The organism is Paraglaciecola mesophila (assembly GCF_009906955.1).
In the GTDB taxonomy this organism is placed as follows: Bacteria; Pseudomonadota; Gammaproteobacteria; order Enterobacterales; family Alteromonadaceae; genus Paraglaciecola; species Paraglaciecola mesophila_A.
Genome location: NZ_CP047656.1, coordinates 865,509 through 891,447 on the forward strand (window position 1 = coordinate 865,509; position 25,939 = coordinate 891,447).

Sequence of the window (25,939 nt, forward strand, 5' to 3'; positions counted from 1 at the left end):
TCTTCCTCAAAAGCGCTGAGTTTGGCTTTTTAAAACATAAATTGAATTGAAAATAAGAACACAATTGTGAGTATGAAGAACCCAAACAATATGTAGTTGATAGGATCGATACGACCCGGTACGCGATACCATCCCTGCTCTTTCTCGTTGAGCCCTTGGCGCGCAAAATGGGCTTGCTGGCCTTTAATGGTATAGGCGTTGTAGTCGTGTTGAACGCCATCAATCAGGCGGCTAGCAATGATAGACACCACGATATTGGCGCTCGCCCCTATGATGCAGTACCAAGGCCATGCAATATCAGTGTGTAGTGCAACTAATGTCACTACGATAAACCCGCTTATCGTGCCCACAATAAGTCCGTTTTCAGTGGTTTGTTTAGAGAAAAAGCCTAAAAAGAACATCCCCATTTGCGCGCCTACGAAATACGAGCCGACTTTGGAAAGGATCTCTAAAATTGACCCTTCACTGTACAGGTGATAACCAATGGCCGGAAAGATGATAAGTACGGCAAATAAAAGGGTAAAGAAACGTGAAGCTTTGAGGTAATGGGCTTCAGAGGCGTCTTTTTTAAAGTACTTTCTGTAAAAATCGATTGTTGCAACCGTAGATAGGGAATTAAACGACGAGTCTAAACTCGACATAGATGCCGCCATGACTGCAGCGGCAATAATCCCCATAAGCCCGGGTAGGCCGTAATCAGCAGCAAATTGTAAAATGATGGTATTGCTGTTCTCAAATTCCTTGCCTTGGTAGAAGTCGTAAAACAACACACCGAGCACAATGAAAAAGAAGTAGATAAAGAACGCACAGAAGCCCATTAGCAAGTAAGACTTTTTCGCATCGCCGATGTTCTTCGCTGCCAGTGTGCGCTGCACCATCATTTGGTTAGTACCGTAAACCGTGATGTGATAGAGCGACATGGCAATAATACCGCTCCAAACTGTGGTCTCTTCGGTAAAGTCGAAGTCCCAATTAAGGGGGTTGAGCTTGCCCTGAGCTTTAAGTTCGGTCATGGAAGAAGAAAGCGTCGTGTCACCGCTTTGCAAAAGGGCGTACATGATAATACCAGCGCCTACAAATAAGATGACCGACTGAATAACATCTGTCCAAATAACCGCGGTAATCCCCCCCATCATGGTATAGATAAGTGCTATTGCGGTAACAATGACAATAGACCACATAACGGGCACACCGGTGATAAAGGACAACACAAGAGACGTGGCATAAAGAATGGCCGCTGAGCTCATCACTTGGCTTAGTATAAAAATACTCGAAACCATGGCTCGGGCTCGTTTTCCGAATCTTCGTTCTTGATAGTCGTAGATTGACGCCACGCCTGCGTTATAAAAGAAAGGAAAGAAAAAGATAATGACGGCCATAATGACCAGAGGATAGTTTAGGTGTAACGCGATGACTGACAGACCTTCTGAATAGGCCCACGCAGGCGCTCCCAGAAAAGTCATGGCACTGACATATGTAGCAATGACCGATATACCTATCGCCCACCAGGGAGTTTGCTTTTGGCCGAGATAAAAATCGTCGGAATTCTTTATGTTTTTACCTATTATCAAACCAAGTAGAAGGTTTGCAATGATGTACCCACCGAGGATAGACCAGTTTAAAACGCCAAAATTTTCAGTCATATTCTTTACTCTGTCTGTTTAATAAGCGCGCTTTCTATTTACAATAATACTCAACCTAATACATAATGACTTCGAAGTCATTAATTATTTAAGTCAAAATTTACATATTTTTAAACTAAGAAGGTGCAACACATGAGTTTTAGTCGTGAAAAAGCCATTGTTAGGTCTTATCAAGCAGCCTTTGACGAAAGCCAGGTCTGTGATGTAAAAGAAGTGGTTGAGTCTTATGTCGCTGATAATGCTAAAGTTTATGCTTGGTACCCGTTTGACAGCTGCACTACACCTGCGCAATTGGTGGAGGAATTGTGGGTTCCTTTAAAGCAGAGCTTTACCCGAATGAAGCGCCGTGAAGATGTTTTTATGGGGGGAGAAAACGGTGCTGGAAACGGTAAATGGGTAATGTCTATGGGTCACTTTGCTGGACTCTTTGATGCTCCGTTTCTTAATATAAAAAGCACAGGGAAACTAGCATTCTTGCGCTACGCTGAGTTTTTCGAAGTAGAAAATAATAAGATAGTAAGTCACGCCATTTTTTTCGATTTAATCGCGTTAATGCAGCAGGTTGGGCTTAATCCTTTACCCGTTGAGACAGGCCATAGTTTTGTTTACCCTGGCCCATGTGATCACAATGGATTGCTATTTGAAGATCAAGATCCCGCCGAGTCTAAAAAGACCATAGACCTTGTCGAAGAGATGGTAAATGATCTTGATTCACTGAATAAATCAGGCAACGACGATTGCCCTCCTGAGCTTTTAGCCAAGTGTTGGAGCGAAGACATGGTGTGGTATGGCCCAGCGGGGATCGGCGCAACTTATACCATCGAACGTTATCAGCAACAACATCAATTTCCATTTCGCAAAGGTTTGAAAGATAAGGAATTTAACGGTCATGTAGCACGTTTTAGTGAAGGTGATTTCGCGTGTTTCTTTGGGTGGCCGAACTTATCTAACACAGCCAGTGGAGGCCTTTTTGGTATGCCAGCCTCAGGGATAAGAGCTGATATGCGGGTAGTTGACGTGTATTATCGCAAAGGCGATAAGCTACTGGAAAATTGGGTGCTAATGGATGTACCTTACTGGCTTAAACAGCAAGGTTTGGATGTTTTAGCACGTACGACTACGTACGGCTAGCCTTACGTTTATATCGATAAAAAGCAAGAGGCTACGCAAAAAGTAGCCTTATTCAGATAGTATCAGCCCAAAATCAGGATATCTGGGTCGGGCTGGCTTAAAGCTGAGTATATTGTCTGTGATCAACCTAATTCTCCCTCCTGCTGACACTCCTGCGGCCCCTCAACTCAGAGGATCAATCACTCAATTATCCAAACTGATAAGACCAGTCACAATGACTCAAAGTCACCTATATATACTTCGAAATCCACATTACCAACAGTTAACTTCCAACTAAAAAACCCTAAATAACCCTTAACAAACAGAACCTTATTAAAAAATGGCAAGCGTTAACAAAAACTTAAAAGTTATGAATTAACAAGTCTCGAACATTTTTATTGACTTCGAAGTTATTTGAGTTGTATGTTTATAGCACAAGAATTAAACAAACCAATGTGGCCTAGCGATACTTAGCGTTATATATGGTTTGAAAAGCACAGTGCATTCACTGTTATTGCAAATAAGGTTTTACAACTTTGGGAACTATCACGATGAAACGAGATCAACGAACGTACCATACAACATACCTGTCCCGTGCCATTCAAAGCGCACTTCTTATTAGTGTTAGCTTTTGTACAAACGCCCAACAAGAGACCTCTGAAAGCGAAGCAACTTCAACGGGTGTTGAGCGCATTGAAGTAACGGCTAACAGGCAGTCTCAGGATTTGCAGGAAGTTTCCTCCTCTGTTAGTGCGTTAAGCGCAAATGACATACTGCGCAATGGCATTGATAATATAAATGGTCTTGAAAATGTCGTTCCTGGGTTGAGAATCGGTAGTTCAGGTGGTGAAGTTCGCCCCGCTATGCGTGGTGCACGTACCAACGAGGTTGGCGTAGCTGGAACCGGCATTGCAGAACAAGTCGTTGGTATTTTTCAAGATGGTATTTACGTGCCAACCACAACCGGTGGATTAGGCGCGTATGTGGATGTTGAGCGCATCGAGGTACTGCGCGGGCCACAAGGAACATTGTACGGAAGAAATACATTCGCCGGCAGTATTAACGTGATATCAAAACAGCCAGAACTTGGTTATACAAGTGGCTCAGCTAAATTAACCCATGGTAGCTATGACCGTTCAGCCTATGAAGCCATATTAAACTTACCCCTCAGTGATAAAGCTGCTACGCGCTTCGTAATGAGCCATGATCGACACGACGGCATGATCGAAAACCATTTTGTTCCTGGCTCTTCGGATGATTTACGTGAAAAAAATCAATTCTATTTGCGTAACACGACAAAATACGAATTCTCAGAAGATTTCACTGCCCTATTTCGGGTTGACTACAGCAAAAAAGATGCAAACTCAGAAGCAATTTGGGGCTATCAACAAATAGCCGGCTACCAAATATCTGAAACAGAGACTGGCTCTGGTATTTATAATCCAAATGCGACTGTGACCCCAGGACACATATATAAGCCAGCAAATGCTGAACGTGATGATGAAGGTCCTTACGATGTTTATAGAAATGCGGTGTCATTTGATAATCAAGAAGCATGGTCAGCTACCCTTACCCTTGATTGGGCTATGGAGTGGGTCAACGCTAAGTGGACTACTAACTACTCAGAGTTATCTGGCGAGCAATTTTACGACAACGATTACAGCGACGGCGGTGTAGATTTTGTGGGTGGCTTTGGTCGTCAAGACGATCAAAAAGCGTTTTCTACTGAACTACAGTTATCGTCAGTTGAAAGTGATAGCCCCTTTTCATGGATAGCTGGCGTTTATTTGTTTTCACAAGAAGCGGATTGGGAATGGTTGTGGCCTGAAGATACAACTGGCAATGGTGAACCTGATTCAATCACTGTTCCATCATGGGGTAACCCGAACCACGATCCCCATGAAGTAGATTCTATCGCTGTATTTGGGCAAGCGCGTTATCAAATTAACGATAGCAACCGTCTACTAGTTGGGCTTCGTTACAATAAAGACGAAAAAACCTTTACCGGTGATTCAATCCCAGATTGGGATGATTCTGCCGTATTGTGGAAATTGGCTTACGAGCTTGATGTTGCAAAAGACGTAATGGTTTATGCCAGCGCAGCGACGGGCTATCGTACAGGTGGGGCGAACGATGCGCGCGTAGTCGCACGTGGAGCAAACGCCTTGTATGATAACGAAGAAGTTATTTCTTATGAAATCGGTTTAAAAAGCTTTTTGTTTGACAACACAGTGCGCTTTAACGTGTCGGCGTTTGCTAACCAGTACGATGATGTAAAAGCACAGCTTTTTGCCGTGTCATGTAACGACACCACCACTGACCTGACGGTTGGTCAGTGTGTCGCTACAGGGGTCAGTACAACGTTTGAGTATTATGAAAACGGTGGTCAGGTTGACACCTATGGCTTAGAAGCTGATTTGGAGTGGCGTCCACTTAGCGAGCTCACCCTTAATGCAACATTATCCTTACTTGACGCCGAATTTGCAGATGATTTCGCAGTCGGTAATTCACAGCTTCAACCATTACTGGGCTTAGGTAACATTGGTGGTCGTCAAGATATCAATGACCCGAATAGTCAGTTTAGCTTTGCAGGCTACTCCCCTGCCATGTCGCCAGATTATACCTTGGGTTTGAGCGCACGCTATGAATATGCATTACCCAATGGTGGCTACCTTACGCCTTACCTACACGTAAACTTTGTTGACGACCATTACGCGTTCGACATTAATATTCCAGAGACAAAAGTGGATGCCCACGCCATGGTGACGGCCCGCGTCTCGTGGGAAGTAAACGAAAACTTGAACATTGACGTCTTTGCTAACAATTTAACTGACGAAGAGGTACTTACTCGCGCGGTCGTTCAGTCGCAAGTTTTGAACGGATTGCCAATCAACTCTATTCAAGCAAACTGGAACAACCCGCGTACATACGGCGTTAGCTTGCAATACAAGTTTGAATAATGTGAAGCGCACATGCGCTTAATTAAACCACTGTTGAAACTGGGTAATCACAAGAGTGCATTACCCAGTTTTCTTTCGTGGACATATACATTTACCTGCCAAGTCGAGACACTGCTGTAGCATGACTCGAGTTAGGTGACCACTTAATACATTTATCACTCTATGGGAGATATGAGATGAAAGGTTCTCGTCCAGAACAAGGTATTTTAACAAAAGACAATGACTTATCAAAAACGCAAGAAACCATAGATACCATTGATTCAATGGTGGATGGGTTAAATGATCATGATATTGACAATATGGGCCGCTTTTTTAGTGAAAGTTTTCGCTGGATGGGTAATGCGGGGTGTGGATTTAAGCAAGGATTAAAAGAATTTCAAGACAATTGGCAACGTCCTTTTCAAGCCGCATTTTCTGACAAAGTGTGTATTGATGAAGCCCGAGTAACCCAAGGAGAATGGTGTGCCGCCTTTGGCCGCCAAGAAGCCGTGCATTCTGGCACATTCATGGGGATTGCGCCTACCGGAAAGCGGGTCGAGATCCGCTACATGGATTTTTGGAAAGTAGTTGACGGTAAAATAGTCGATAACTGGGTAAACGTTGATTTTCCTTATATTATGCAGCAGCTAGGTGTTGACCCATTCAATGGCCATGGTTGGGAAAATCGTGACTCTGGGAAAATGCCGGTGCAAAACGGCGAATAAACGCTACAGCTAGCAATACCGGTTAAACTCCAAAGCCCGCTAAAGTAAAGTGCTTTTAGCGGGTTAGCGTATATCTTCTTTGTGGTTAAGCACATTATGCTCAATCAGTTATCTCTGGGGATAGAGTAACTTTTTAGAGCATCTTGCCCTACCCTTCTTTCAAAGCATGTTCTAACGAATACCGACCAATCATATACCTAGTGATTGATCTGCAGCAAGTTGGCAATTTGATATTAATACCAATTCCTTAAATTGCTCCTTTTGAAAAGCATGCTCAAGGAAACTACACTGCGATAGCCGTTCGCTCCCTAGGTTGTTGCTCAGGCGACTGTATTTTATCCATTGAAAAAATGTGCTTAGTACACATTATTTTTCGATAAACGCCTGTTCGATAACATAATGCCCTTGTGAGCGTGAGTTGGCTTTCATAAAGCCTTTAGCATCTAAGATACCAGCTAAATCTTTCAACATAGCATCATTACCACATAGCATGAAACGGTCATTTTCTGGGTCGATATCCGCTAAATGCAGATCGTTTGTCAGTTTATTCGACAACAGTAAATCTGTGATACGCCCTTCATGGTGGCATAAGCCATTGTCAGTCTTTAAGCTGTTATATTCATATGGCTCCCGAGTCACGGTAGGGTAATAAAGTAGTTTGTCTTGCACAAGATCACCAAAAAACGGATTGTTCGGCAATGACACTTCGATTTCTTGTTGATACGCTAACTCTGACGCCCAACGCACGCCATGAACCAGAACGATCTTGTCGTATTGCTCATAAATATTGGGGTCTTGAATAATGCTCATAAACGGTGCTAAGCCCGTACCTGTGCTCAATAAATACAGGTTTTTACCTGGCTGTAAGTAACCAGGTACCAAGGTCCCCGTTGCGCGAGTAGTGAGCATCACTTCATCACCCGCCTGAATTTTCTGCAACTGTGACGTAAGCGCACCATCGGGTACTTTGATGCTAAAAAACTCAAGCTCATCAGCGTAGTTTGCGCTGGCGATACTGTATGCACGCATCAGTGGTTTACCGGCAAGCTCAAGACCAATCATCACGAATTGACCACTTTCGAAGGTGAAAGATTTTTGTCGAGTCGTTTTAAAACTAAACAATGTTTCATTCCAGTGGTGAACAAAAGTCACACACTCTTTAATCACATTACGCATTTCGCTAAATTCCTCCCTCAAATTTCGCTGTTATTGTCTCACAAATACCACAATAGTAATAATTCTTATTTGCATTTAATTGTAACGACAAATGTAAACCTTGCCATTTTCATGCACTGCTTTGCACCTTTTTCGAGCGGTCGCTCTACGAAAGATAAAAACAGATACCCCAAAGAAGAATAATCAATCAAGACACGCTGCCTATGCGATAAAATAATGCTTTGAAGCCTTAGGCAGCTGTTAAGCATGGTTGGTGGTCCGAGGCTTATCACGCATTGTTCCCGTAAGTCAAATGCGTGGTATGCACGTAAACACTGGCTTTAGCAGTGCCGCTTGGCGATGAAACAACACCGTGGCGCAATCTTTGCTGGTAATTTAGCTATATTGCATCGCTAACGGCCATGAATAGCAATGTAGAGAAATGGTCTTTAACCTATTGTTCACTATTAGCCAGCCACGTTAGATGATATAAGCATTCACAACTTGGCATTACTCATTTTCTGCGTGGGTATCATATTTGTGTATCACAAATTAGATACGCTGCGCATAGACGGAAGCAGATTGATTCGCTTCCTATGAATTACTTAGGATCTTGTATGCAAAATTTAGAACTAAACACCAAACTAGACGTTTACTATCAGCAAGTTAAATCGGTCATACTTGATAAACAACACCCTGTCAGCGGCCTACTGCCCGCCAGTACCGCCATTACCATTCATGGGAATTATCAAGATGCGTGGGTAAGAGATAACGTATACAGTATTTTAGCCGTGTGGGGCTTAGCCCTAGCCTATCGCAACGTCGATAACGACAACGGCCGTGGGTATGAATTGCAGCAACGTACCGTAAAATTGATGCGCGCCCTGCTTCGCTCCATGATGGCGCAATCAAACAAAGTTGAAGCCTTTAAAAAATCGCGTCACCCTATTGATTCTTTGCATGCCAAATATGATACCGCCACGGGTGACAGTGTGGTTGGCGATGCCGAATGGGGCCACTTACAAATTGATGCAACATCGGTTTTTTTATTGACGCTAACCCAAATGATAGCCTCTGGCTTAGATGTAATTTGGTCAGACGAAGAAGTCTGTTTTATTCAGAATTTGGTTTACTACATTGAGCGCGCTTATCGCACGCCAGATTTCGGCATTTGGGAGCGTGGTGCAAAAAGTAACAGTGGCAGTGTGGAATTAAACGCCAGCTCGTTGGGCATGGCGAAAGCGGCTCTTGAAGCCCTCTCTGGATTTAATTTATACGGTGCAAAAGGTTCACTTAGCTCGGTGATTCACGTTATCCCCGACAACATCGCGCAATCCAACATAACCTTACGTGCCATGCTGCCTAGAGAGTCGAACACTAAAGAAATCGACGCCGCATTGCTTAGCGTAATTGGCTTTCCCGCATTTGCCGTGCAAGACAAAACATTATCAGACAAGGTCAGAAATGACATTGTAAATAAGCTAGAAGGACGTTTCGGCTTAAAACGCTTTTTACGTGACGGCCATCAAACCGTGCTTGAAGATGAAGGCCGACTGCACTACGAAGACAAAGAATTAAAACAGTTTGAGAACATAGAATCAGAGTGGCCGCTATTTTATGCCTACTTATACTTAGACGCCATTTTCACAGACAACAAGCCTAAGATTGCCCATTATCGAGCACGACTAGATAAGGTATTGGTTGAGCAAAATGGCTTTAAACTGTTACCCGAACTGTACTATGTGCCTCAAGAGTCTATTGATGCAGAACGCGCAGAGCCGCAATCACAAAATCGCCTACCAAATGAAAATGTGCCTTTGGTCTGGGCACAAAGTCTATTTCTGCTGGGCTCTATGTTAGAAGATGGCTTACTGCGCCCCGGTGATTTAGACCCCTTAGGACGCCGTCACGTTAAACCGAAGAAACAACCGGTAGTGCAATTGATTTTCTTATCTGAAGATGAAATGTTGCAACAAGAACTTGCAATACATGGAGTGGCAACAGAAACCTTAAACGATATTGCGCCAGTAAAAGTCTACCGCCCAGAAGATATAGCAGCGGTGCATGGTCAAGTAGGCCGTTGTGATAGTTTAGGTCTAACAGGGCGCATACCCCGTATGCTGAAAAGCCTGACTACCAGCCGCTTCTACATGTTTAACAAGCAACGTGCGGTATGTTTAACTCCCTCATTTATGCAGCATGAATACTTTTTAAGTTACGACATCGACTTTCTCGTGCGCCGCTTTACCAGTGAATTAAGTTACTTACACCGCAATTGGACCGAAGTGGGACGCCCAACGATGACTGTATTACTCACCCATAATTTATTGGGTGGTGACCGCAGCTCGTTTTTCGAACTAATGGCGCAAATTGCCACAGGTGAAGTCGATGGTATACCGGTTAAACACGGCACGATGGCGCAATTAGCGCCCACTTCTACCGTGGAGCGAGTCGAGCAACTGAATGATTTAATTTTACCCAAAGAGCCCCTAAGCGATTTATTTTCGCATTCTTGTGCCTTGTCACTTGCGGGCCATCATGTGGCCCTGTCATCCGATCAAGAGCGAGAAATAGATGTGCTAAGTGACGTTGACACGTTACATGCCCGCTTAGAGCAGTCTGACAACTTGTACCAGCAAATCGCTTTGTTAAATGCCCTAAGTAAGTTGCAAAGCTTAGATACAGAAATAACCTATCAGGCACGGCAACACACGATTAGGTCATTGATTGAAGAGGTTTACCTGCAAGCAGGACGATTACGCTTATGGTCAGTGCTTCGTCACGCGTCAGGGTTACTTGAAAAAGTCGATGGCGACCTAGGATTGTCGGTCAGTGCGTTATTGGTTGCACAAAAGTTCATTCAAGTTGGCCGCGCTTACAGCGATGACTCACTGATCTCCAAACCTCTGCAGGATGATGAATTACTGGCGAAAATCAAACAATACTGCCGAGAAGATGTACGTGATCAGGTACTGACACAAGAGGTATTACTCAGCTTAGGAATGCTCGTTAAATCACGGCCTAAGCTGTTTAGTGAGTTACTAACCGTAAGAGTAAGTTACCTAATTGTGCTGCTTACCAGCCAAATATCCCGCGAGCACAACAAAACCCCTGATGAAGCGTACGAGCACATCATGAACTTAGCGCCCTCACAGATTCAAGATCAAATTGAAGCGGTGCTTGAGGAATACCAAAACCTAACGGATTTACCTATCAAGCTCGAAGAGCTACACGCTGAGTGTCATTCCGGGAAATTAGACTGGGATCAAGACCTAGGATTAGAAGAATTATCTGAGCCCAGTGAAGGTTGGTACGTATGGCGTCAACACCAAGGTGTAATAGACAGACGTCCTGCAGGCTTCATTCCCCAAGTGTGGAGTATATTCAAGCATACAACTGGCCTAGTTATCGGTAACAAGATGGACAAACGCAATCGCGTTGCCAGTGACATGGTGCTTAGTGATATGACTCAGGGCGAAGCGGCTTTTGCACTACTCATTGAACAAATGTTGAATAACATTCAAGCGCCTGAGTATCGCCAACTCACGGTTGAGACCTTAAGCGCTTTAGGTAGTTTTTTCGAGCAAAACCCCAGCTTGCAAATCGAAGAGGCCTTGACCATAGACGTTACAATTGGTCACGCTGTGCACCTTGCCTATAGTGATCTGCACCCTGAACGCATGGACAATTACACCGAGTTTAAAGGCCAAGCATGGGATAGCTTTTATCATCGTTCGCCAATGGAAACGACCTTCTTTATCGTCTCTGCCCTTCGCAAGTTATTAACCGTTCGCTTGGCGAAAGACAACATCAACCCAGAATTGTTAACAGAGTCACACGCACCAGAGAGCAGCCCTGAGCAAGTGATTAAATAGCCCTGAGCAAGTGATTAAGTAGCCATAAACTTGTTCGATTAGTTTAATTACATTCGGGCAATTCCGTTTACGACAATGACCCCGCTCAGTGAGCACATTTGGCACAAGGTTAACCAAACCTTGTGCCTTTTTACCTTGTTCCTTTGTAAATTGAGCCAAGAATTTGCTCTTAGTAATAACCCTCAATTTCACTTCAATTGAGCTTTTCATTATTTTTTAATTGAAAAGGTTTAACCCTAGTAGAGATATTGCCTCCTACCACTACCCGCGAATCGCTCAAGGGGAAACAGAAACTAACAATTTTCGTCAGGCTTTTTGCTTAGCAACCGAAGTAAAATATCAGTAGACTTGTTTAACGCCTTAAGACATGAGTTACATGGATGCAGTTTTATGCCTGATTTCGCCATTTTAGCGGTATTTATTCCGACCTTTTTCCTTGTTTCCATCACCCCTGGTATGTGCATGACGTTAGCCATGACCCTTGGCATGAGCTTAGGCGTGCGTCGAACCTTGTGGATGATGGCCGGTGAAGTTATCGGTGTAGCGCTGGTTGCCATAGCCGCTGTGGTGGGGGTTGCCAGTGTTATGCTCAACTATCCTAGCGTATTCCAAGTGTTTAAGTGGGTCGGTGGTGCTTATTTAGCGTATTTAGGCATAAAAATGTTTCTCGCCCACGAACAGGTTACAACAGGCGAAAATATCAGTGCCACCTCCCGAGGCAAGCTCGCCTCACAGGGCTTTATTACTGCTATTGCCAACCCAAAAGGTTGGGCCTTTATGATTAGCCTGCTGCCACCCTTTATCAGCGTGACCAAGTCTCTGTCTGGTCAACTGAGTGTGCTAGTTGGCTTGATTATGCTCAGCGAATTCCTGTGTATGTTGATCTATGCCATTGGGGGCAAAAGCTTGCGACTATTTTTAAATCGCGGCAATAACATACGCTGGATGAACCGCATCGCAGGTATTTTATTGGTTGGCGTTGGCGGGTGGTTAGCGTTTATTCCTACTTAGTGCCTAAAGCTCAAGAGGTTTAAAAGAATAGGTATTGTACGTTGATTGTACCCGTAATGATCTTTTAGCAAACACGAATGTAGCTTATTTGAGTTTAGCTGATGTTAGGCACCGATATCTGCCCAATTGAGTACCCGTAAATCTCTATTTCCTCTGTTCCACATGCGCCCATGCCGAGGGTGTGTTCCGGAAGAAAGAGCACCAACATGGTGGGCTTTATGACCATATGACTCTAATAGCATCTTAACCTCTCGGATCCTACGCTGATAATAATCGTCTGAGATTGGAATATCACGTCCCCAGCCAAGAACGACAACACTACCTCTGCGATTAAGTTGTTCTCTGAGTACAGAATCATTTCTAAGGCCAACAATTTCTTTATAAGACTTTGCTTTAAGCACTGAAGTTTGAGGTGAAATTATTGCAAATAGGTTCAGGTAAACGACTTCCCCGAAGCCATTTTCATCAGCCCAATACGCAACCTTCCCTACAGTCGGATCAGAAACATTACTTCTTGCGATACTCGGATTACATTGAATTACCAGCAAAACTTTACTTGAATCATTATCGATCGATACTTTTAGCATATAGCGATAAGACTGTTCAATATCGCACTCACCAAGTTGATATCCCACTGCATTCTCCTTTCGTGTATTACGTATCGCCAAGGAGCAAATACGACCATTGTTGAGCTATGTCCAAGTATAAATTTATAATTCTATTGGTAACTATTACCATTATGCTTTAGCCGGCCATCTACATAGTGACAATTTGGCTCGCTGTGGGTCCAATGAAATAAAAGGAATACAACTAATATTAATGTAAATAGTTTACCCATGCGCCAATCCTTCCCAAGCTTTTTAACGCCCACACATCTTACAAAACACGCAGGTTAAAATAGGAGCGAAGCGACTAAGCCTAGAAGTTTATTGTCCTAGCGAACGAAGCGAGAGACTTGAGTGATGTGTGCGTCCGTGCTGCTAAGTCCGCGTCTAACATTACTATTGCACTTTTTCTTTGCGCGCAATTGGAATAAGACCTTTTTAAATTCTATCAATATCTGTAATCGTTTCATCATTAGCCAAGAGCTTGTTATTTTTATGCTTTAATCCGTATTTTCCTACATCTATTTTGGCATTTTCAAGATACCTATTATAGGTTGCTGCCATCAGCCATGCGCCATTCTCGTGCCCTAATTCAAACGCTCTTTTTGCTAAAAAATGTGCAAGTAGGTGGTTTTCGTTTCCCATACTTTTCAAATGTTCACCCACGTATTCAACATTAGTGTGTTGCAGAATGATAGCAGCATAAAAATAGTCCTCAGCCGTCACGAGGCCTCCATTTGAAATGGCTTCGAAAACAAATATTCTTCTTCCAATTTCATCTTTGAATTTTGGATATATTTTATTTTTCATGTTTTCTTGCGAACGTAATTCTTGGTCAGCAAGAAAATAACTCTTTAGCTCCTCGTTTGACTGAGCAGCTACAACGCTCGATAATAAGAAAGCAAACGTGGTCGACATAAGTAATTTGATAGTTGATTCTCCTCGGCTATAACACCCAATTAAGCAATGTTGCCCCCTCATGGCAATGTTCGCTTTAATATTTGTTATATTTCAACTGCCTGCTCTTTGATCATTGCTTTAAGTACCGTTTTTGCCCAATGCAGAACGTTATCTGACTCATAAACAGCGTTTTTAGCGTCAAAGGTAATCAATATTGGATATCCGCCTGAGGGACAGTATAGTTGCGGATCAAAGCCAGCCCAGAGAAGACCTAAGCTTGGTATCGTGATATTACTATCTCCGGTGCCCCAATAGCTGACTCTATTATTGAAACCTTGGTTAAATACAATGTTACCCATTGTTTTAGCGTCATCTTCAGTATCAAAACACACTGGCTCATAGTTTATGGTCGATGTGCTAGAACACGAAATTAAGCTAAAACAAAAAAACAAAATTATATAAAGTCGCACTTAATCCTCCCTGAAACATAACAATATTAATATCCCAAAAATTTCCGTGTTTTATACCCTGAGGCGATAACGGCGTTTTTTCCACTCTACACCTGTATTTTTTAGCATAAGCGGTAACTTATTTAACAGGTTAATTTTTTTCGAATTTATGGCTTTTACTTGCCAGAGACGGAAAATTCCAAGAGCTTGTGGTTTAGCGGAAACAAACTTTACGTTGTGTGTATAACCAGATGTGGGAAAAGCGCAATGGTGAAGTTGAGGTTTAAAAAAACTTTAGGATGTCTTTTCAAATTCCTATGTTTAGTCCCCAAAAAAGTGTTTAGAGTAAATTATATTTTCTTCTACTTTAAGTTGGAATTTGGTGGTGAAGCGGCCATATGAAACGTCGAGTGATTTACCAACAACATAATGATGTTTTTGATATCTTTCGAACCTCATCCCCTAGCAGCACCTAACGTCTAAATAATGTGAACTAGTTTGGCAACTATACAGCATTGTTTGCGACTAAAAATGACAAGCTAAAGTGAGTCACGTTTAACTCGCTTGTATGCTTTGGTATCTATCCCTAACTCTCTACATGAGTGCAGCACACTCAAAAATGAAATTGCGACTAAGTCCACACCAATGCCAAATTGACCTAAGTTCTCACCAGTATAAAACCTAAAGTCAGTGCTTAATATATTAGCCCTAAAAAATAACTCACCTTCTATTCCAACCAAAAAGCTACCTAAGCCCGTATAAGTAAAAAACACAGTCCCTGTATTTATAGTTAAAATTTGAAGAATTTGATTAAGGTAGGACAGCTCATACCCAAAGGACGACCTAGTTAACAATCTATAACCGGCGACCCCATTAAAAACAGCGATAATTCCAAAGACAGTTAAGTCTATCAATTCTTTTGAACTTAGTAGCGCATGGATGAAGGTAATAGAAAAACCAACACTCGTTGCTATTTGCAACCAACTTAATAACTTTAGTCTGTTTTCTATAGAAACCGTAAACTCTTCTTCGGCTTGTTTCTGAGTAGTCTCTAGTTCAGATTTTCTGCAGTTAACTTCCGACATCAAGTTTTTATAATTTTCTGGATGTGCGTCTCTATCTATCTTATTTAGAGAATCCATTAATTCATTTATTGAATATTTTGAGTAATCCATATATCTCCAAGAAAGCTATCGCCCAGCATAAATAATGGAGCAAGTTGAGCGTGTTTTTTTACGCCGTTTGTTTTGCAAAAAAAAGCGGCCTGCTTGCGGGTTCAGGTTTGATGAGTTGTTATATTGCTTTGTGCCAAGCCCTCAATCCCTTTAATTCGTTGAGGGCGCTTTGTTTGTCAACTAAATACCAACCATAGGTATCATCTAATAGCATATTGTATTGGGTTTTAATTTCCTTATCAGAGGATGATTTGTGTTTCACGTTTTGGTATTTAAAGAAATATTCCTTACCCGCTTCAAAGCCAAAATCGAAATCAAGATTAGCTATTTTTATTGGTGAATTCGGTGTGAAAGATATTTCTTTCGTACCAGTAGTAATGCTAATTCTGGTGTAGCCTGGATACCCAATGCAACCTTTGTATTTACCCTCTACTCCAACTAGTAGGCAAGAATTTACCCCAGGCATATCGAACTGATAAAAGTAAGCAGATGCGTGATTTGATTCTAAATTATTTTCATAGCTAAATGTAGAACCTTGGGGGACTACCTCAGTGCTCATGCATCCTTGTAATGCCAGTAGAGTTAAAGCTATTAAAAATTTCACAGTTTGAATTTCCTCGTTGCAACGTAACTCATAATATCGAAAATACCGCATATGTCACTTCTCGATTTGATGTTTATTCCGGTCATTTACAGTACTTACCTTATGGTTTTACTGAATATTTCATACCATCACCCGCTCTACTAAGCACAAAGCAGCATTATTCAATACGCCTCACTATGCCTGCTCTTTACACCTACTCCTCTATACTGACCATTAAGTACTAGAGTCTTGGGGAATCAGGGAGTTTTTTATTGGTTTAAATGAGAAGTTATGATGCACAAAGCCTATGCCAAAGTTGGCACATGACACTGATTTGCGCGGCATATTTAATGGGGTTCTATATCCCAAAATGTAAGGTCGAGGCGCAGCTAGTGTAAATGGCTTATTTTTCCACTAACCCGTGGTCGACGGCGTAACAAATCAGTTCAGCTAAAGATTCTATATTAAGCTTACTTTTCATATTACGCCTGTGCGCTTCAACTGTGCGAAAACTGATATTTAAAATGCGGGCGATTTCTTTACTGGATTTCCCTTGCGCCACATGAGTAAGGATCAGTTGCTCTCGCGTAGTGAGCTTTTGGCTGGTATCTCGTGCAGGTTTATCAATCAGCATTTTGGCAATTGAGCTACTGAAATGAGTTTGCCCTTTCGCTACCGCTTTAACTGCGTAATACACCTCTTCTGACGTGGTGTCTTTAAGAATATAACCAGATGCCCCCGCTTGTATCGAACTGGTTACGAACTCTGGGCTGTCATGCATGCTGAAAATCAGTACTTTGGTGTCTTGTAGGCTATCTGTAATAATTTCGGTGGCATCAATACCGTTCATTGAGGGCATACTGATGTCCATTAAAATCACGTCGGGCTTTAGCGCTAACGCTTTTTCTAGGGCGTCTTTACCGTCGTGGGTCATGCCAACTATTTCTATATCGTCATAAAATGACAAACACGCGCTGAGCCCGCCTTGTACCATAGGATGATCGTCTACCAATAAAAGGCGTGTGGGTTGCTCGGTTTGTGTTTGGCTCATTCTGCTGGACCTTCTTTAACGGGTATTGTATTTGCGTAACTTGTTTTTGGAATGCGTGCTGTTACCTGTGTTCCTGCTTGTGACGAGTGCACATTAAACTCACCTAAATGGTATTCCACTCGCTCTGCTAAGTTACGCAAACCAATTCCATAATCATCGCCTTTACTGTTGTTGTCGGCGTCAAACCCTTGCCCATTATCCTTGATAGTTAGGGTTAACCATTTATCTTTTATGGTCATTTCTATATTCACTTCGCTGGCGCGTGCGTGTTTTTGCACATTGATCAGTGATTCTTGCACCACTCGATACAAGGTCGTACTAATGCTGTTTTGCACCAATTTACGTACCGCCGGTTTTGTTACATTCACCGTGATACCTGTTTGTTCACTAAACTCAGTGGCCAGTGCATCCATTGCAGCTGATAAGCCTAATTCATCTAATATTCTTGGATGCAGATGATGAGAGATACGGCGAATTTCACTGATCGCATCTTGCAGATTGCTTTGTGCATGCTCCAGCGGTTGTGGTTTGTCTAACTTGACTTTTTTAAGCCACAAACCCGTCGCTTCTAACGAGTACTTAATTGAGACTAAGACCTGCACAATGCCATCGTGTAATTCTCGAGAAATATGGCGGCGCTCTTCTTCTTGCATGTTGATGATCTTTAGCCCTAACTCGCTGATCTTTTGATCGGTCTTTTTCTTTTGGCTCAAATTCAGGATCAAGCCCAGCAAGAAAATAACAAAGATAGATGACATCGCAACGACTAAAATGATTTGCTTGGTTTTATTGATGTGTTGGTCAATTTCACGCTGTAGTTTATTCAATTGGCTGTTCACGTCATCTAAGTAAACTCCAGTGCCAATCATCCAGTTCCATTTTTCAAGATAAACTGAATAGCCCATTTTCTCTGACATTTCATCAGCCGATGGCTTACGCCAAGGATAACGGTGAAAGCCCCCACCCGCTTTGGCATTTTCAATGAGTATTTGAATGGTTTTATCGCCATTTTCACCTTCAAGCTCCCACCAATTTTGTCCCACACGATACGGCTCTTTCGGATGCACGACACCATTACCTTCACCATCGTAGACAAAGAAATAACCGTCGTTACCACTGTATGTCATATCGTGGATGATTTCTGTTACTTGTGCTTTTGCTTCATCATCGTCATTTACACTGTTTTCATACGCATCTGACATAGCTGAAACAGCGAGTAAGGTGTAGTTTTTAAGTTCTCGATGTTTTTGCTCAATAAGAAAACTTTCTAACGTGTCTACACTTTGGTTCGATAGATCTCGGTATTCATCCGTCACCAAAAAGTAGGTCAAAATAGAGGTTAACACCACTTGCAGTACCGCAATAAACAGTAGTCGAAAGGGTAAAGTCATATGAGAGCAGCCTTGAGGTCGAGCTTAATTAGCATGTTAATGTATTGTAAATATCAAATTCGAATTATTTCAGGCTTTGCGCTAGCGCGCTAACCTATTTCTACTTAGGTATATCTACCTAGTTAAAATGGGCATTCATACGAATAGTTACACAGACACAAACATTTAACATTCCTCTAACAGTTTTTCACTTGATGTTAGCAATTTAGCCAAGTGACTTTTTAAACGCTTAAGAGGAACCCTCAATGAAAGCAAAACACATACTACTCACTGCCATCATATTAACGTTTGGGCTTAGTGCGACTGCTGGCGCTGCTGATGGCAAAAAATACCGCTGGCGTCTTGCGGAAACGTGGGGGCCTAACTTTCCGATTTTTGGTGATGCTAGCAAAAATATGGCAAAAATGGTCAAAGAAATGTCAGATGGCCGTTTAACCATTCGTATCGATTCCGCCAATAAACATAAATCGGCATTGGGTATTTTTGACTTTGTAAAAAGTGGCCAGTACCAAATGGGCCACTCAGCGTCTTACTACTGGAAAGGCAAAGATTTTAACACCATGTTCTTTACCACTGTGCCTTTTGGTATGACCGCGCCTGAACAATATGCGTGGTTTTATTACGGCGGCGGCATGGAGTTGATGAAAGAAACCTACGACAAATATGGCATTTTATCTTTCCCCGGTGGCAACACTGGCGTGCAAATGGGCGGTTGGTTCAGAAAAGAAATCAACACAGTCGCAGACCTAAAAGGGCTTAAAATGCGTATCCCTGGTTTTGCTGGTGAAGTATTAGCAAAGTTAGGTGCCAGCCCAACCAATATACCTTCTGCTGAGTTATATACTGCGCTAGAGCGTAACACTATTGATGCGTTAGAATGGGTTGGTCCGTCGCTCGACTTACGTATGGGCTTTCACAAAATAGCGCCTTATTACTACACAGGCTGGCAAGAGCCCGCCACTGAATTGCAGTTTATGGTTAATCAAAAAGCTTATGACTCATTGCCTGCTGATCTACAAAAAATACTTACTATCGCGATGAAAACCGCCGCTTACGATATGTATTCACAGTCTACGCACGAAAATGGTGTAAATCTTAAGGCGCTACAAACTGAATACCCAGATGTGAAAATTCGTACCTTTCCCCAGCCTGTCATGAATGCCATACGTGAAGCAAACGACGAGTTACTCGCAGAATTTGCGGCGAAAGATGAAGAAACAGACAAAATATTAAAATCCATTCAGCGTTACCAAGAACAGGTTCGAGCCTGGACCAAGTTCGCTGACCAAGCCTACTTAGAAAGCTTTGAGTCAAACGAGTAATTAGTTAGCTTGGGCAGTGGCGCAATCGTGACTGCCTAAGGTTACTTTCTTTCCCATCTTTTATGTTTGGTTGTCTGGCTGCCCCTCACGTTGTTTGGGATGCAGCGCAGATGCCACTGTGTCAGAGATTTATTATGAATTCAGTCGTTAGGTTACTAGGCAAGTTTATCGATGGTGTTGGCCATCTATGCAGCGTGCTGATGATGTTAATGATTTTGAACGTGTTTTATGACGTGATCATGCGTTACTTTTTCAATGAAGTCAGCATTGGTATGCAAGAGCTAGAGTGGCACTTATTCGCAGCCATGTTTATGTTCGGTATTGGTTATACCTTAAAAGCCGATGGCCATGTGCGAGTCGATGTATTTTATGACAACTTCAGCCCCCGCGTAAAAGCCTACATCAACCTGTTTGGGGCGTTATTTTTTGTACTGCCTGTGACCTTCTTGATCCTTTACTACAGCTGGGATTACACCCTTGAGGCCTATGAAATGGGTGAAGGCAGTGCTGATCCCGGCGGGCTACCCCATCGCTTTATTATTCGCGGCGTTATCCCTGTTTCATCGGTGTTTCTTATTGTATGTGCGTTGTACGTCGTGCTTGAACAAGTGCAACGCCTAACCGGTATGACTCCACCTACGACTAATCATAAGGATACTATCTAATGACGGGTTTAGTTTTATTTGGTATTGCCTTGCTGTGCTTATTTTTAGGCTATTCAGTGGCGTTTACCTTCGCTGGTGTCTCGGTGTTAATCGGCGTAATTGTGCTAGGTGCAGACTTATTTGCTTTTATGCCCTATCGCATTATGAGCATCATGGAAAACACGACTATGATGGCTATCCCCATGTTTGTCTTTATGGGCATAGTGTTGCAAAAAACCGGCCTTGCTGAACGTCTACTGGAGTCTTCAGCTAAGTTGTTTGGGGGTATTTCTGGTGGCGTGGCGGTATCAACCATAATCGTAGGCGCTTTGTTAGCGGCCTCCACCGGTGTGGTTGGCGCAAGCGTGGTTGCAATGGGCGTTATATCATTGCCTGTCATGCTGAAAAATAATTATCACCAACCGACCGCTGCTGGTGTAATATGCGCGGCCGGCACGCTAGGGCAAATCATTCCACCCTCTATTATTTTGATAATTTTAGGTGATGTAATGGGCGTACCGGTAGGCGACCTGTTTCGTGCAGCCGTTATTCCAGGGGTACTACTGATAGTGGTATATACCCTTTACATTCTCGTTTTAGGGAAAATAAAACCTGAGTTTTGCCCTCCGATTGAAGTCACAGAAGATAAGCGAATCATCATTGTACAAGCGATTAAAGACATCTTTCCGCCGTTATTACTTATTGTCACCGTACTGGGCTCGATATTCACAGGGATTGCCACCCCAACTGAATCATCTGCCATCGGCGCTGTGGGTGCGTTAGTCTTGTCTGCTATGTATGGCCGCTTTTCTTTTAAAGGCGTGCACGAGATTTCTGGCGAAACCGTTAAAGTGACAGCCATGATCTTTGCTGTGCTCGTTGGTGCTACAGCGTTCTCAATGGTGTTTAGTTATTCTGGTAGTGAATATTTAGTCGAAGATTTCTTTCTAGATTTACCTGGGGATAAATGGACCTTCATCGTGCTGGCCATGGTGACCATTTTATTGCTGGGTTTCTTCATTGACTTTATTGAAATTTCTTTTTTAATCGTGCCAATTCTGACCCCGGTCGCCATGGTGCTAGATATTGATTTAATTTGGTTCGCCATCTTAATTTCAATGAATCTACAAACATCGTTTTTAACCCCGCCCTTTGGTTTTAGCTTGTTTTACCTCAAAGGCGTGGCCCCTAAATCGCTAAAAACCACGACAATTTATAAAGGCGTAGTGCCGTTTATTTTGATGCAAGTATTGGTCTTGCTGCTAGTCGTGCTATTTCCTGAACATCTTATATTGCAATAACACACACATAGGACACACACATGAAAAAATCTATGCTCGCGTTAGCCATGCTTTCTCCCCTTGCGGCCAGCCAGTCAGCACACGCTGAGGTAACCGCTTATGGCCGAGTGCTATATAACATTATTAAAGACGACACGACTGACGATCTGTACTTCGGTCGCCATGAGTTTGCAGAATCAACCATAGGGGTGAAAGGTTCGGTTGAATACAATGACCTCACCTTTGGTGCTCAAGTAGAAATTGGCCTAGACGAAGGTGTGTCCAATATCCTGCACGATGGCACGAACTCACGAAACCGTATTCAAGAAATATGGGTACAAGGCAAATTTGGTAAAGTGAAAATGGGCACAGGCGCGAGCATTACCTGGATTGTGTCAGACGTTGACCAGTCAGGCACTTGGTGGTCTGACCCACTAGGTATGAGCCAACGCTTCGGTTCAACCCGCCGCGGCCCTGCTGGTGAAAGCCAAACGCCATTTGTAACAACCCAATCAATCTTTCTTGAGCGCTTTGTGTATGAGTCACCTACGTTTTTAGACGGTGCTAAGTTTTACGCCCAATACGGTGAAGACAGCAGCTATGAAATAGCAGTCAAATACAAGGCCAATGGTTGGCGTGTTAACGCATGGTCTACCGATTTTGGTGATGCAAATAACGATGAAGACCCCCAAGCGAACATCGACGGCAATAGCACTGAAGGCTTCTTTGGTTCAAAAAGTGGCTACGGCATTTTAGCGGGGTACTTACATGATTCAGGTGTTAACTTTAGTGCGACTTATGGCGTGGCCGATCGAGTGGCAGGTGGTGACAGCGATTTCTTAAACTGGAAGTTAGGCTATACCCAAGGTAAACACGCAGTTAGTTACAGTATGGGGAACTATGGCGCTGAAGATGCCAGCGGTATTGACGGACCGGCTCACACAAGAACCACTGTTGCCTATCACTTTGTACCCGTCGCGGGGGTGAGATTCTGGGCACAGGCAACGAAGGGCGATACAGACGAAGAAGAAAGCTTCAATGCTTTCGCTGTGGGTGGCATGGTGCAGTTCTAGTTTGCGTCAGCTCTAGTTCACGACTGCTCTAGTTCACGACTGCGCTAGTTCACAGGGCTTTGGCACTGCGCTTTTATCATCGCTGTGCACTTATCACAGCTTTGAACTTAACTCAGCGGTGCATTAAAAATGTCTCGCAACAATCACGCCCATCGCGTTATTGTTGCCTACGTTATACGTTTTCATCAGGTAAGGTTTTTAGAATGTCATTATATCGCCCTATAACGCAAGGTTCAGAAATGAGCCCGCGCGCACCACATAGCAAAGCTTTGCTTAATTCCATGTTTGTTATGCTGCTGAGCGTCAGCGGCCCTATCCTCGCCCAAGAAGAACTAGAAGGCCCTGGGATATTTTCAGGGGACAAAGGTGAATTTTCGCTAAGCAAAATGTTCTCTGACAAAGAATCGGATAGCAAAGCTCAAGCCCAAGAGAAGGATTCAGCCAAGGAGCAGACGCAAGCAAACCCACAACCAAAAACCAGCGGTACGATTGTTAAGCCCACTGGGAATACGCACAGCAACAACGGCGCGGTGGTTCAGGCAGCTCCCGCTAATAAAACCAACGCGCACGTGTCCTCAGAACTAGATGAGTTCACCCTCTTTAAAGAGTGGAAATTGGCGAAAGCCAAAAACAGCTCAGCTTATCAAGAATTTTTACTGTGGCTTGAATTTCAGGAATACAAACATAAAAAAAGCGACTAAGGCGTCGCTATTTTTATGGGTACAAAACACTGGGCTGAACACAGACTTAATTAGTCAGCTATTACACCGCAGGCTACTCGTTCGCCACCGCCACCAAGTGCTTTAGGCGAATCTGAATAATTATCTCCACCAGCGTGGATCATAATAGCTCGACCTTCTATGTCATCCAGTTCCAATTCTGGGGCAAACACAGGTTGTGTGGCTTTTCCGTCTTTATCTACGTATAACGTAGGTAAATCCCCTTCATGACCTTCTTCTGACCAAGGCACGCTATGCTTATCGGTATTTTCAGGATCATAGTGCCCACCTGCTGCACCACCTAATACGTTTTTACCGTCTTTCATGGCTCCAGAGCAGTCACCATTTTGGTGTATGTGGAAGCCGTGAATACCTGGAGTTAATCCACTGAGGTTAGGTGTGAACACCACACCGTCGTCGTCATAATCACTGACCATAACGCTACCGATGCTTTCACCGGTTTTGAGGTCATTCATAACAACGTTTTTGCCATCTTCGGAATCGCCAGCGAAACTCGCTGCACTTAGCGCCAAAGAAATTGAGCCCGCTAATATAGGTAGTAAAAATTTCTTCATTACGTCCTCCGTTTAATTAAACTTTCTCAGTCTCTGCAATATCGTCTTTGAAAAGAGGCAAACCCGAAGCTGCCAACATTGAAGAACGCGATATTGCAGCAACCATTGTTGTGCAAACAGGAAGGAGCATAAAACACACCAAATCATTTCGATTACAGCGCAACGCGCTATAGCCCAGACGCAGTACGTTAACAACATACTTGGGACAGTCTGCTAGCCACATAAGCGAAACGGAATATAGGGGTGTAAGGGTAAATTATTCACACCCTGATACGCATATTTTACCGAGTCCACTCAAATAATTTTTTCGATAAACAACGCGTTGAGAAACTAAAACATACAATCGCCCGTGACTTGGTTTGCTAGTGAAAACCCCCATACGTTCAAGTACCATGAGTCAAAACAACCTTGCGATGAATAGCAAAAACGAAAGGAGATACTTTGCAAAACAGAAGTTGGACATTACAAGATGCGCAACAATTAGCGGACGAGTTTCCGTATACCTTTTATAAACCATCACACGAAGTGGTATCAACGCTCAGGCCAGGTAACCAAGTAAAATTGATATTTGAGTTTGAATCCGATGATCCTGAAGTGCCATCAGCTGAGCGCATGTGGGTAGAGATCCTTGAGCACAAAGATGGCGTGTATTCTGGTTATCTCAATAATAAGCCCATGTACATCACGGATCTTAAACACAGAGATGAGGTTGAATTTCGAGCGTGCCACATCATGGACACGGAATTAGATGATCCTGTACCTTCGATCACAGATAAATATATTAAGCGCTGCTTTGTAACCCATAATATTCTTCATCAAGACCAACCAGTGGGTTTCTTGTACCGAGACCCTCCTGAATATGACGACGACAGTGGCTGGCGGATCACGACTGGAAGTGAGACCGACGAATATATGAAAGACTCCCGAAATTCTTCTTATGTGTCACTGGGTGCTGTGCTGCGACAAGATGACAGTATTCTCGCCCTTTTGGAGAGTGACTTTGGAATGGCATTTATAAAAAACGATGAAGGAAAATTCGTCGTGTTAGAAGATTAAATCGTCAACTGGCAGGCCCCTGCAGCTTCGTTATCCAAGCAAATAAAAAATGAGCATCTCTTCTAAAAGATGCTCATTTTATGGGTTTAGTTCCCCCATAGACTCTGTTACTTAAGCGTTGTCTTGACGCTTTTTATTATGACGTTTAGCACGTTTTTCAGCCATAGCATTAAACTTTTCAAGTTGTTCAGCAGTTAATATTTGCTGCACTTTGACGCGCATATCTGCCATTTTCAGCACTCGTACCTTTGCTCGTTCCGCACTTAAATCGGCGAGTTGATTGAGCTCTTGCTCATAATTTGCGTCAGAGGCATCAAGCGCTGCTAATTGTGCTTTGATTGACGTTTGAGTGCCTTTTTCTGGGCGATTTTCTTTCATTTCTTTTTTCAACGCTTTAAGTTGATCTTTTTGCGCATCGCTTAAATCGAGTACGCGTACCATTTTGTGAATGGGTAAGAAGCCTTGGCCACGGTGACCGTCTGAATGTTTGCCACCAGCAAAGGCAGTTGTTGCGATACATGCACTTAATAGAACGCCAGTAATTAATTTTTTCATCTTAATATTCCTACTTGGTTTGGGTCATTAAAATAAATGACGTGGGTAAAAGGTTTATCTAATCAACGGGACTCAGTATGCACATTCGGTTCGATAAGTAGGG

The 25,939-nt window shown here is 43.0% G+C and carries 22 protein-coding genes; 11 read left to right on the plus strand and 11 right to left on the minus strand.

The features are described 5' to 3' along the window. Nucleotides 1–29: 29 nt before the first annotated feature. On the minus strand, nucleotides 30–1,643 hold the full coding sequence (locus FX988_RS03580; RefSeq protein WP_160178377.1) for a sodium:solute symporter: 1,614 nt from the start codon (nucleotides 1,641–1,643) through the stop codon (nucleotides 30–32). A gap of 132 nt (nucleotides 1,644–1,775) precedes the next feature. On the opposite strand from FX988_RS03580, the gene FX988_RS03585 reads away from it, so the two are divergent. The 3 genes from FX988_RS03585 to FX988_RS03595 all read left to right on the plus strand — a co-directional run bounded on the left by FX988_RS03585 (nucleotide 1,776) and on the right by FX988_RS03595 (nucleotide 6,417). Next, a complete protein-coding gene (locus FX988_RS03585; RefSeq protein WP_160178378.1) occupies nucleotides 1,776–2,774 on the plus strand; it encodes an ester cyclase in 999 nt (332 codons plus the stop codon). A gap of 530 nt (nucleotides 2,775–3,304) precedes the next feature. Continuing rightward, complete coding sequence (locus tag FX988_RS03590; RefSeq protein ID WP_160178379.1) at nucleotides 3,305–5,713, plus strand: TonB-dependent receptor; 2,409 nt, start codon at nucleotides 3,305–3,307, stop codon at nucleotides 5,711–5,713. Between the two features lie 176 nt (nucleotides 5,714–5,889). Next, nucleotides 5,890–6,417 carry an ester cyclase gene (locus FX988_RS03595; protein ID WP_160178380.1) on the plus strand — a complete coding sequence of 176 codons (528 nt, stop codon included), beginning with the start codon at nucleotides 5,890–5,892 and terminating at the stop codon, nucleotides 6,415–6,417. A 366-nt stretch (nucleotides 6,418–6,783) separates the two neighbouring features. Here the strand turns inward: FX988_RS03595 and FX988_RS03600 are convergent, their stop codons facing one another. Next, a complete protein-coding gene (locus FX988_RS03600; protein ID WP_160178381.1) occupies nucleotides 6,784–7,593 on the minus strand; it encodes a ferredoxin--NADP reductase in 810 nt (269 codons plus the stop codon). Nucleotides 7,594–8,189: 596 nt separating this feature from the next. On the opposite strand from FX988_RS03600, the gene FX988_RS03605 reads away from it, so the two are divergent. Beyond that, entirely contained in the window at nucleotides 8,190–11,447 is a 3,258-nt protein-coding gene (locus tag FX988_RS03605) for a glycoside hydrolase family 15 protein (RefSeq protein WP_160178382.1), read from the plus strand. Nucleotides 11,448–11,837: 390 nt separating this feature from the next. After that, entirely contained in the window at nucleotides 11,838–12,458 is a 621-nt protein-coding gene (locus FX988_RS03610) for a LysE family translocator (protein ID WP_160178383.1), read from the plus strand. Nucleotides 12,459–12,562: 104 nt separating this feature from the next. Here FX988_RS03610 and FX988_RS03615 read toward each other — a convergent pair whose 3' ends face one another. From FX988_RS03615 to FX988_RS03645, 7 genes are all read right to left on the minus strand, one after another. Then, nucleotides 12,563–13,093 (minus strand): DUF1643 domain-containing protein, encoded by a 531-nt coding sequence (locus tag FX988_RS03615; RefSeq protein ID WP_160178384.1) that lies wholly within the window; start codon nucleotides 13,091–13,093, stop codon nucleotides 12,563–12,565. Between the two features lie 408 nt (nucleotides 13,094–13,501). Continuing rightward, nucleotides 13,502–13,981, minus strand: a complete 480-nt coding sequence (locus tag FX988_RS03620) for a hypothetical protein (protein WP_160178385.1) — start codon at nucleotides 13,979–13,981, stop codon at nucleotides 13,502–13,504. Nucleotides 13,982–14,067: 86 nt separating this feature from the next. Next, nucleotides 14,068–14,433 (minus strand): hypothetical protein, encoded by a 366-nt coding sequence (locus FX988_RS03625; RefSeq protein ID WP_160178386.1) that lies wholly within the window; start codon nucleotides 14,431–14,433, stop codon nucleotides 14,068–14,070. A 518-nt stretch (nucleotides 14,434–14,951) separates the two neighbouring features. Then, entirely contained in the window at nucleotides 14,952–15,587 is a 636-nt protein-coding gene (locus FX988_RS03630) for a hypothetical protein (protein WP_160178387.1), read from the minus strand. Nucleotides 15,588–15,705: 118 nt separating this feature from the next. Further along, entirely contained in the window at nucleotides 15,706–16,191 is a 486-nt protein-coding gene (locus tag FX988_RS03635; RefSeq protein WP_160178388.1) for a hypothetical protein, read from the minus strand. Nucleotides 16,192–16,573: 382 nt separating this feature from the next. Next, nucleotides 16,574–17,221, minus strand: coding sequence for a response regulator (locus FX988_RS03640; protein ID WP_007986411.1), 648 nt, complete (start codon nucleotides 17,219–17,221; stop codon nucleotides 16,574–16,576). Then, complete coding sequence (locus FX988_RS03645; RefSeq protein ID WP_160178389.1) at nucleotides 17,218–18,612, minus strand: cache domain-containing protein; 1,395 nt, start codon at nucleotides 18,610–18,612, stop codon at nucleotides 17,218–17,220. The genes FX988_RS03640 and FX988_RS03645 overlap by 4 nt, the downstream gene beginning before the upstream one ends. A 245-nt stretch (nucleotides 18,613–18,857) precedes the next feature. Between FX988_RS03645 and FX988_RS03650 the strand changes: the two genes are divergently transcribed. The 5 genes from FX988_RS03650 to FX988_RS03670 all read left to right on the plus strand — a co-directional run bounded on the left by FX988_RS03650 (nucleotide 18,858) and on the right by FX988_RS03670 (nucleotide 23,632). After that, nucleotides 18,858–19,934, plus strand: coding sequence for a TRAP transporter substrate-binding protein (locus FX988_RS03650; protein WP_160178390.1), 1,077 nt, complete (start codon nucleotides 18,858–18,860; stop codon nucleotides 19,932–19,934). A 134-nt stretch (nucleotides 19,935–20,068) separates the two neighbouring features. Beyond that, complete coding sequence (locus tag FX988_RS03655) at nucleotides 20,069–20,599, plus strand: TRAP transporter small permease subunit (protein ID WP_160178391.1); 531 nt, start codon at nucleotides 20,069–20,071, stop codon at nucleotides 20,597–20,599. Then, nucleotides 20,599–21,879: a TRAP transporter large permease gene (locus tag FX988_RS03660; protein WP_160178392.1), complete on the plus strand. Its 1,281-nt coding sequence runs from the start codon at nucleotides 20,599–20,601 to the stop codon at nucleotides 21,877–21,879. Before FX988_RS03655 ends, FX988_RS03660 begins: the two co-directional genes overlap by 1 nt. A 20-nt stretch (nucleotides 21,880–21,899) precedes the next feature. Continuing rightward, complete coding sequence (locus tag FX988_RS03665; RefSeq protein WP_160178393.1) at nucleotides 21,900–22,931, plus strand: porin; 1,032 nt, start codon at nucleotides 21,900–21,902, stop codon at nucleotides 22,929–22,931. Nucleotides 22,932–23,170: 239 nt separating this feature from the next. Continuing rightward, a complete protein-coding gene (locus tag FX988_RS03670; protein WP_254700711.1) occupies nucleotides 23,171–23,632 on the plus strand; it encodes a hypothetical protein in 462 nt (153 codons plus the stop codon). A 50-nt stretch (nucleotides 23,633–23,682) separates the two neighbouring features. Here the strand turns inward: FX988_RS03670 and sodC are convergent, their stop codons facing one another. After that, nucleotides 23,683–24,225, minus strand: coding sequence for a superoxide dismutase family protein (gene sodC, locus FX988_RS03675; protein WP_160178395.1), 543 nt, complete (start codon nucleotides 24,223–24,225; stop codon nucleotides 23,683–23,685). A gap of 441 nt (nucleotides 24,226–24,666) precedes the next feature. On the opposite strand from sodC, the gene FX988_RS03680 reads away from it, so the two are divergent. Beyond that, nucleotides 24,667–25,281 (plus strand): DUF2185 domain-containing protein, encoded by a 615-nt coding sequence (locus tag FX988_RS03680; protein WP_160178396.1) that lies wholly within the window; start codon nucleotides 24,667–24,669, stop codon nucleotides 25,279–25,281. A 111-nt stretch (nucleotides 25,282–25,392) separates the two neighbouring features. Here the strand turns inward: FX988_RS03680 and FX988_RS03685 are convergent, their stop codons facing one another. Beyond that, nucleotides 25,393–25,836: a Spy/CpxP family protein refolding chaperone gene (locus tag FX988_RS03685; RefSeq protein ID WP_160178397.1), complete on the minus strand. Its 444-nt coding sequence runs from the start codon at nucleotides 25,834–25,836 to the stop codon at nucleotides 25,393–25,395. Nucleotides 25,837–25,939 lie beyond the last annotated feature (103 nt).

Coding starts and splice junctions, on each gene's coding strand:
- FX988_RS03665 (WP_160178393.1), top strand. CDS start 21,900: ATGAAAAAATCTATGCTCGCGTTAGCCATGCTTTCTCCCCTTGCGGCC.
- FX988_RS03595 (WP_160178380.1), top strand. CDS start 5,890: ATGAAAGGTTCTCGTCCAGAACAAGGTATTTTAACAAAAGACAATGAC.
- FX988_RS03645 (WP_160178389.1), bottom strand. CDS start 18,612: ATGACTTTACCCTTTCGACTACTGTTTATTGCGGTACTGCAAGTGGTG.
- sodC (WP_160178395.1), bottom strand. CDS start 24,225: ATGAAGAAATTTTTACTACCTATATTAGCGGGCTCAATTTCTTTGGCG.
- FX988_RS03685 (WP_160178397.1), bottom strand. CDS start 25,836: ATGAAAAAATTAATTACTGGCGTTCTATTAAGTGCATGTATCGCAACA.
- FX988_RS03670 (WP_254700711.1), top strand. CDS start 23,171: ATGAGCCCGCGCGCACCACATAGCAAAGCTTTGCTTAATTCCATGTTT.
- FX988_RS03660 (WP_160178392.1), top strand. CDS start 20,599: ATGACGGGTTTAGTTTTATTTGGTATTGCCTTGCTGTGCTTATTTTTA.
- FX988_RS03650 (WP_160178390.1), top strand. CDS start 18,858: ATGAAAGCAAAACACATACTACTCACTGCCATCATATTAACGTTTGGG.
- FX988_RS03610 (WP_160178383.1), top strand. CDS start 11,838: ATGCCTGATTTCGCCATTTTAGCGGTATTTATTCCGACCTTTTTCCTT.
- FX988_RS03640 (WP_007986411.1), bottom strand. CDS start 17,221: ATGAGCCAAACACAAACCGAGCAACCCACACGCCTTTTATTGGTAGAC.
- FX988_RS03600 (WP_160178381.1), bottom strand. CDS start 7,593: ATGCGTAATGTGATTAAAGAGTGTGTGACTTTTGTTCACCACTGGAAT.
- FX988_RS03620 (WP_160178385.1), bottom strand. CDS start 13,981: ATGTCGACCACGTTTGCTTTCTTATTATCGAGCGTTGTAGCTGCTCAG.
- FX988_RS03655 (WP_160178391.1), top strand. CDS start 20,069: ATGAATTCAGTCGTTAGGTTACTAGGCAAGTTTATCGATGGTGTTGGC.
- FX988_RS03580 (WP_160178377.1), bottom strand. CDS start 1,643: ATGACTGAAAATTTTGGCGTTTTAAACTGGTCTATCCTCGGTGGGTAC.
- FX988_RS03590 (WP_160178379.1), top strand. CDS start 3,305: ATGAAACGAGATCAACGAACGTACCATACAACATACCTGTCCCGTGCC.
- FX988_RS03630 (WP_160178387.1), bottom strand. CDS start 15,587: ATGGATTACTCAAAATATTCAATAAATGAATTAATGGATTCTCTAAAT.
- FX988_RS03585 (WP_160178378.1), top strand. CDS start 1,776: ATGAGTTTTAGTCGTGAAAAAGCCATTGTTAGGTCTTATCAAGCAGCC.
- FX988_RS03605 (WP_160178382.1), top strand. CDS start 8,190: ATGCAAAATTTAGAACTAAACACCAAACTAGACGTTTACTATCAGCAA.